The sequence below is a fragment of the Oceanibaculum pacificum genome (assembly GCF_001618175.1).
GTDB lineage: Bacteria > Pseudomonadota > Alphaproteobacteria > Oceanibaculales > Oceanibaculaceae > Oceanibaculum > Oceanibaculum pacificum.
Genome location: NZ_LPXN01000075.1, coordinates 1 through 6,087, shown reverse-complemented (window position 1 = coordinate 6,087; position 6,087 = coordinate 1). Strand labels below are relative to the sequence as shown.

General features: G+C 67.8%; 7 protein-coding genes. 3 read left to right on the top strand and 4 right to left on the bottom strand.

The annotated features are described in order from the left end of the window. Window positions 1-100: 100 nt before the first annotated feature. Together smpB and dapA are read right to left on the bottom strand one after the other, a co-directional pair. Window positions 101-574 (bottom strand): SsrA-binding protein SmpB, encoded by a 474-nt coding sequence (gene smpB / locus AUP43_RS05450; protein WP_067553575.1) that lies wholly within the window; start codon window positions 572-574, stop codon window positions 101-103. A 24-nt stretch (window positions 575-598) separates the two neighbouring features. Beyond that, window positions 599-1,486, bottom strand: coding sequence for a 4-hydroxy-tetrahydrodipicolinate synthase (dapA, locus tag AUP43_RS05445; RefSeq protein WP_067553573.1), 888 nt, complete (start codon window positions 1,484-1,486; stop codon window positions 599-601). Between the two features lie 299 nt (window positions 1,487-1,785). On the opposite strand from dapA, the gene AUP43_RS05440 reads away from it, so the two are divergent. Then, complete coding sequence (locus tag AUP43_RS05440) at window positions 1,786-3,849, top strand: lytic transglycosylase domain-containing protein (protein WP_067553571.1); 2,064 nt, start codon at window positions 1,786-1,788, stop codon at window positions 3,847-3,849. Window positions 3,850-3,860: 11 nt separating this feature from the next. Here AUP43_RS05440 and AUP43_RS05435 read toward each other — a convergent pair whose 3' ends face one another. Next, window positions 3,861-4,172 carry a HigA family addiction module antitoxin gene (locus AUP43_RS05435; protein WP_067553569.1) on the bottom strand — a complete coding sequence of 104 codons (312 nt, stop codon included), beginning with the start codon at window positions 4,170-4,172 and terminating at the stop codon, window positions 3,861-3,863. 9 nt (window positions 4,173-4,181) lie between these two features. Next, window positions 4,182-4,472, bottom strand: a complete 291-nt coding sequence (locus AUP43_RS05430) for a type II toxin-antitoxin system RelE/ParE family toxin (RefSeq protein WP_067553567.1) — start codon at window positions 4,470-4,472, stop codon at window positions 4,182-4,184. 67 nt (window positions 4,473-4,539) lie between these two features. Between AUP43_RS05430 and AUP43_RS05425 the strand changes: the two genes are divergently transcribed. Together AUP43_RS05425 and AUP43_RS05420 are read left to right on the top strand one after the other, a co-directional pair. Further along, window positions 4,540-4,956 (top strand): lysozyme inhibitor LprI family protein, encoded by a 417-nt coding sequence (locus tag AUP43_RS05425; protein ID WP_067553565.1) that lies wholly within the window; start codon window positions 4,540-4,542, stop codon window positions 4,954-4,956. Window positions 4,957-5,036: 80 nt separating this feature from the next. Further along, window positions 5,037-6,041, top strand: a complete 1,005-nt coding sequence (locus tag AUP43_RS05420) for a threonine ammonia-lyase (protein WP_067553563.1) — start codon at window positions 5,037-5,039, stop codon at window positions 6,039-6,041. The last annotated feature ends 46 nt before the right edge of the window (window positions 6,042-6,087 follow it).

Sequence of the window (6,087 nt, the reverse complement as noted above, 5' to 3'; positions counted from 1 at the left end):
GACCGGCATCCAGCAAGCGGAGGCGTGGCCCCCCGCAACAAGTGCGGGGGTGACGGTCGGCGGAGGGGTGCGGCAAGGAGTGGCCGCCGGGCGCGGGGCCCTACCCCTTGTCGCGCAGGATGCGGGCCTTGTCGCGTTGCCAGTCGCGTTTCTTGGCGGTCTCGCGCTTGTCGGCCAGCTTCTTGCCCTTGGCGAGGCCGAGCTTCAGCTTGGCGAAGCCGCGTTCGTTGAAATAGATCTGCAGCGGCACCAGCGTCACGCCCTCGCGCTTCACCTGGGACAGCAGCTTGTCCATCTCGCGCCGGTGCACCAGCAGCTTGCGCATGCGGCGCGGCTCGTGATTGAACTGGTTCGACGCCATGCCGTATTCCGGGATATGGGCGTTGAACAGATACAGCTCGCCCTGCTTCGGCCCGGCATAGGATTCGCCGATGCTGGCCCGACCGGCACGGAGGGCCTTCACCTCCGTGCCGTGCAGGATGATGCCGACTTCGAGCGTATCCTCGATGAAGTAATCGTGCCGCGCCCGGCGATTGTCGGCGACAATCCGGTAGCGGTCAGCCTTCTCGGCCATGCTTCACTCCCGACGGAATAAACCTCAATTGATGAGGCCGGCCGTCCGCATCGCTTTCTCGACCCGCGCCTTGCTGGACGAATCGATCGCCGTCAGCGGTAGCCGCGTCTCGGCGCTGGATTTGCCGATCAGCTCGGCGGCGTATTTCACCGGCCCGGGGCTCGATTCGCAGAACATCGCCTCATGCACCGGCATCAGCCGGTCATTCAGCGCCATCACGGTATCGATGTCCCGCTTCTTCCAGGCGGCGTGAATTTCCGACACCAGCCTGGGGGCGATGTTCGCCGTGACCGAGATGACGCCGTGGCCGCCCTGGCCGAGATAGGCGACCTGCGTGCCGTCCTCGCCGGATAGCTGGGTGAAGTCGTCGCCGATCGCAAGGCGCGTCGTCACCGGGCGGGTCAAATCGTTGGTCGCGTCCTTCACGCCGACGATGCGCGGCAGCTTCGCCAGCTCCGCCATCGTCTCCACCTTCATATCCACGACCGAGCGGCCGGGGATGTTGTAGATCAGGATCGGAATGTCGGTGGCGTCATGGATCGCCTTGAAATGCGCGATCATGCCGGCCTGGGTCGGCTTGTTGTAGTACGGCATCACGATCAGCGCCGCGTCGGCCCCGGCCTCCTGGGCGTGGCGGGTGAGGCTGATCGCCTCCGCCGTCGAGTTGGAGCCGGTGCCGGCGATCACCGGCACGCGGCCGGCCGAGGCCTCGACGCACAGCTTGGTGACGCGGTTATGCTCTTCATGGCTCAGCGTCGGGGATTCGCCGGTGGTGCCGCAGGGCACGACGCCGTTGATCCCCTCTTTTATCTGCCACTCGACGAAATCCTGGAATTTTTTCTCGTCGACCGCCCCGTTCATGAACGGCGTGATCAAGGCGGTGATGGCACCGCCGAAGCGCGGCTTGGCCATGACGAGATCTCCCTACTGTCATGTGGACTTGAATGCACGGTTTTCCGCGCCCTTCCGCGCCATGCGGAAGGGCAGTGACCATACCGGGGCGCAGGGCAGGCTGCAAGCGCGGCGACCATAAGCTGCGGTTGGCCCGCCGATAGGCCGTGGTTCTGCGCAGGGCCAGCTTGTTGAATCGTCAAAAAATCAGTAGGATAGGCGTCAATAATGCGCGCGCCGAACAGCCGGACAGGGTCGCCGGCTGGCAGATGAAGCGGCCGCGCCGACCTTCAAACGCCATGACGAATAAAGGGGCTCGCGTGCGCCGTCCTTCGCTGCTTGGTCTTGTTCTCGCCCTCGCCATCTTCGCCACCCTGCCGGCCGCCGCCGCGCCGGCGGCGCTGGACCCGTCACGGGCGGCGATCTACGCCCAGGCCTTCGCGCTGGCGGAGGCCGGCCGCTGGCCCGAGGCACGGCAGATGGCCCGCGCCGGCCGCGACCCGATCCTCGACAAGGTGCTGACCTGGCTAGATCTGAAGCGCGCCGATGGCGAGGCGACCTTCATTGAGCTGGACGCCTTCCTGCGCGCCAACCCGAACTGGCCGCACCGCAACACGCTGCGCATCCGTGCCGAGCGCGCCTTGCCGGACATCATGGGCCCGACCGCCCTGCTCGACTGGTTCAAGGAATTCCCGCCGATCACCCAGGACGCCAAGCTGCGCCAGATGGCCGCCCTGAAAGCGGTCGGCCGCACCGACGAGCTGGCGAAGCTGGCGCGCGATTCCTGGCGCAAGACCGTCTATGCGCGGAGCAGCGAGGAGGCCTTCCTGCGCGATTTCGGCGCCCTGCTGCGGCCCGAGGACCATGCCGCGCGGACCAATTGGCTGCTGTGGGAAGGCCATACCGACAGCGCCGCGCGCATGCTGGGCCGCCTGCCCGCCGATTTGCGCGCGCTGGCCAATGCCCGCATCAAGCTGCGCGAGCTGGACAAGGGCGTCGACGGCGCGATCAACGCCGTGCCGGCGAAATACCAGAACGATCCCGGCCTGTTGTTCGAGCGCATCCGCTGGCGGCGCATGAAGGGCCGCGACGACGAGGCGCGCGCCCTGCTGGTGCAGGCCCCGGCCGATCCCGCCCATGCCAGCTATTGGTGGCGCGAGCGCAATTATTATTTCCGCGAGGCGCTGGCCGACGGCCATATCTCCAACGCCTACGACTTGGCGCGCAAGCATGGCGCCAACAGCGGCATCGTGTTCGCCGATGGCGAGTTCCTGGCCGGCTGGACCGCGCTGCGCTTCCTGAAGGACAAGCAGGAGGCGCTGGCCCATTTCAAGCGCATGTATGACGGCGTCTCCACGCCGATCAGCCAGGGCCGCGCCGCCTATTGGGCCGGGCGAGCCGCCGAGGCGCTGAACCGCCCGAAGGAAGCCGCCGACTGGTACGGCAAGGCGGGCGAGCATGTGACCACCTTCTACGGCCAGCTTTCCGCCGCCCGCCTGCAAGGCGGCATGCCGGCCCTGCCCGCCGACCCGAAGCCGACCGCCGCCGAGCGCAAGGCCTTCGCCGGGCGCGAGCTGGTCGCCGTGGTGCAGCGGCTGAGCGCCATTCAGCAGAGCGACCAGATGCAGCCCTTCCTGGAAGCGCTGATGCGCAGCGCCGACACGCCCGGCGAGCGGCTGCTGGCGGTGGAGATGGCCCGCACCCTGGCCTCGCTGGATACCGGCGTGAAGCTGGCCCGGCAATCGGCGCTGGACGGCATCCACCTGATGGAAGCTGGTTATCCCGTTCTCGGCCGCCCCAATCCGGGCGAGCCGGAATTGCCGCTGGTGCTGTCGCTGATCCGCCAGGAGAGCAATTTCGACCAGAACGCCATCAGCCGCGCCGGCGCGCGCGGGCTGATGCAGCTTATGCCCGCCACCGCCAAGAGCGTGGCGGCGAAGCTCGACCTGCCCTACGCCCTGCCGAAGCTGACCGAGCAGCCGGACTTCAACATGCGCCTGGGCACCACCTATCTTTCCGGCCTGCTGGACGATTTCCAGGGTTTCTACCCGGCCGCCATCGCCGGCTACAATGCCGGCCCCGGCCGCGCCCGGCGCTGGCTGGCGGAGATCGGCGATCCGCGCCGCGGCGAGATCGACCCGATCGACTGGATCGAGCTGATCCCCTTCTCCGAGACCCGCAACTATGTGCAGCGCGTGCTGGAGAATCTCTATATCTACCGCACCCTGCTGCAGGCCCACCCGGCGGGCATTCGCGGCGACCAGGCGCTGCATGTCTGGTGCATCACCGCCTGCGGCGTGCGCATCGACACGCTGCAAAAGGACGCCCAGCTCCTCCCCCGCCTGCCCCGCGCCATGCTGGCGGAAGGCGAGAAGGACGAGTAGGGCGCGGCCTGCTAAGCCGCCTGGCCTCTATAGCGCGCGACGTCGATCTCCCCTTCCCTCTTGCGGGTCTGGGCGATGTCGTAGCTGTTCTGCATGCGCATCAGCGTCTCCATGGAAACGCCGAACGCCTTCTCGATGCGCAGCGCCATCTCCGGCGACAGATGGGCGCGTTCGTTCAGCACCGCCGACAGCGCTGGCCGGGTGACCCCCAACGCCTTGGCCGCAGCCGTGACGGACAGGCCCAGCGGCTCGATAATCTCGCTTTTCACGAAGCCCCCCGGGTGGGCCGGGTTCTTGAGGCGGATGCCCTGATTGGCGCTCATGGCGATCTCCTAATGGTAATCCTCGTAATCCAGATCGACGATCTCGATCCCGGCCTTGTCGATCCGAAACGTGATGCGCCAATTGCGGGTGACGAACAGGCTCCAGCTCTCCTTGCGGTCGCCGGCCAGGCGATGCGCCTTCCAGCTGGGCACGGTGCGCAGTTCGTCTTCCGTCTCCATATCCTGCAGAAAGGAGACGATGCGCCGGAGCTTCGGGACCGCATCGGCCGGCAGGCCCGCGGCATCGTCTTCCTCGATGAAGCGCCGCAGCCCTTTATGGACGACGTTCCCGATCTTCATGCAGCATTATAGTCAGTCACTCGTATTGCGTAAAGCGACACTTTACACATCACAGCCGGAGTATCCCATGCGATCCGCAATCCTCCTTGCGAGCCTCCTCCTGGGCATTGCCGCTGTCCCTGCCTCCACCCCCGCCACCGCCGCCGATTGCGGCGACGCCACCACCCAGGCCGAGATGAATGCCTGCGCCGGGGCGGCCTTCGAGGCGGCGGACAAGGAGCTAAACGTGCTGTATTTCCAGATGCGCCAGCGCCTTGCCGGCGAGACCGAGGCGCTGGCCCGGCTGCGCGACGCGCAGCGCGCCTGGGTGACGTTTCGCGATACGGAGTGCGCCTTCGCCAGCGGCGGGGTCGAGGGCGGCAGCGTGCAGCCGATGATCCGGCTGATGTGCCTGGAGCAGGCGACCGCGCGGCGGGTCGAGGATTTCCGGGGCTATCTCTCCTGCGTCGAGGGCGATCTGTCCTGCCCGCTGCCGCCGCAGTAGCCGGGGCGGCGAATTGATATTCATCTCGCCGCGCCGGCATGCAAAAGTGCGGGCCTCGGTCCCGATCCCTGGAGCTTGCGATGAGCGCGCTGACCAACACCACCCCGCCCCGTTTCGAGGATATCGCCGCCGCCGCCGGGCGCTTGAAGGGGTTCGCCGTGCGCACCCCGCTGCTGGAAGCGCCGCTGCTGAACGCCAAGCTGGCCGGCCGGCTGCTGGTGAAGCCGGAGATGCTGCAAAAGACCGGCAGCTTCAAGTTTCGCGGCGCGTTCAACCGGCTGTCGCTGATCCCCGAAAGCCAGCGCGCCGCCGGCGTGGTCGCCTATTCCTCGGGCAATCACGCCCAGGGGGTGGCCTGCGCCGCCGCCATGCTGGGCCTGCCGGCGACCATCGTGATGCCGGCCGACGCCCCGGCGATCAAGATCGCCAACACCCGCGCCTATGGGGCCGAGGTGGTGACCTATGACCGGTTCGGCGAAAGCCGCGAGGAACTCGGCGCGCGCATCGCCGCCGAGCGCGGGGCGACTATCGTGCGCCCCTATGACGATGCCGGGGTGATCGCCGGCCAGGGCACCATCGGCCTGGAAATCGCCGAGCAGGCGGCCGAGCTGGGCGCTTCGCTGGATGCCGTGCTGGTCTGCTGCGGCGGCGGCGGCCTGGTCTCCGGCACCGCGCTGGCCCTCTCCGACCGTGCGCCGGGCGTGCCGGTCTATGCCGTGGAGCCGGCCGGCTTCGACGATACCGCGCGCTCGCTGGCCGGTGGCAGCCGGGTTGCCAACGACATGTCCAACCGCTCGATCTGCGACGCGCTGCTGGCCGAAAAGCCGGGCGAGATCACCTTCGAGCTGAACCGCAAGCTGCTGAAGGCCGGTCTGGTCGTCACCGATGCCGAGGCGCAGACCGGCATGGCTTACGCCTTCCGCTACCTGAAGCTGGTCGCCGAGCCCGGCGGCGCGGTCGCCCTGGCCGCCGCCGTCACCGGCAAGATCGACCTGCGCGGCAAAACCGTCGCCGTGGTCTGCTCCGGCGGCAATGTCGATCAGGCCACCTTCGAGGCCGCCCTGGCCGCCGCCGGCGAGGTGTGAGCGCAGGCGCGGTTCGCTTGGTCAATGGATGGTCGGATCAAGTCCG

What these genes read in the sequence shown, in the direction of transcription:
- dapA (WP_067553573.1), bottom strand. Translation starts at nt 1,486, where the DNA reads ATGGCCAAGCCGCGCTTCGGCGGTGCCATCACCGCCTTGATCACGCCG.
- AUP43_RS05420 (WP_067553563.1), top strand. Translation starts at nt 5,037, where the DNA reads ATGAGCGCGCTGACCAACACCACCCCGCCCCGTTTCGAGGATATCGCC.
- AUP43_RS05435 (WP_067553569.1), bottom strand. Translation starts at nt 4,172, where the DNA reads ATGAGCGCCAATCAGGGCATCCGCCTCAAGAACCCGGCCCACCCGGGG.
- smpB (WP_067553575.1), bottom strand. Translation starts at nt 574, where the DNA reads ATGGCCGAGAAGGCTGACCGCTACCGGATTGTCGCCGACAATCGCCGG.
- AUP43_RS05425 (WP_067553565.1), top strand. Translation starts at nt 4,540, where the DNA reads ATGCGATCCGCAATCCTCCTTGCGAGCCTCCTCCTGGGCATTGCCGCT.
- AUP43_RS05430 (WP_067553567.1), bottom strand. Translation starts at nt 4,472, where the DNA reads ATGAAGATCGGGAACGTCGTCCATAAAGGGCTGCGGCGCTTCATCGAG.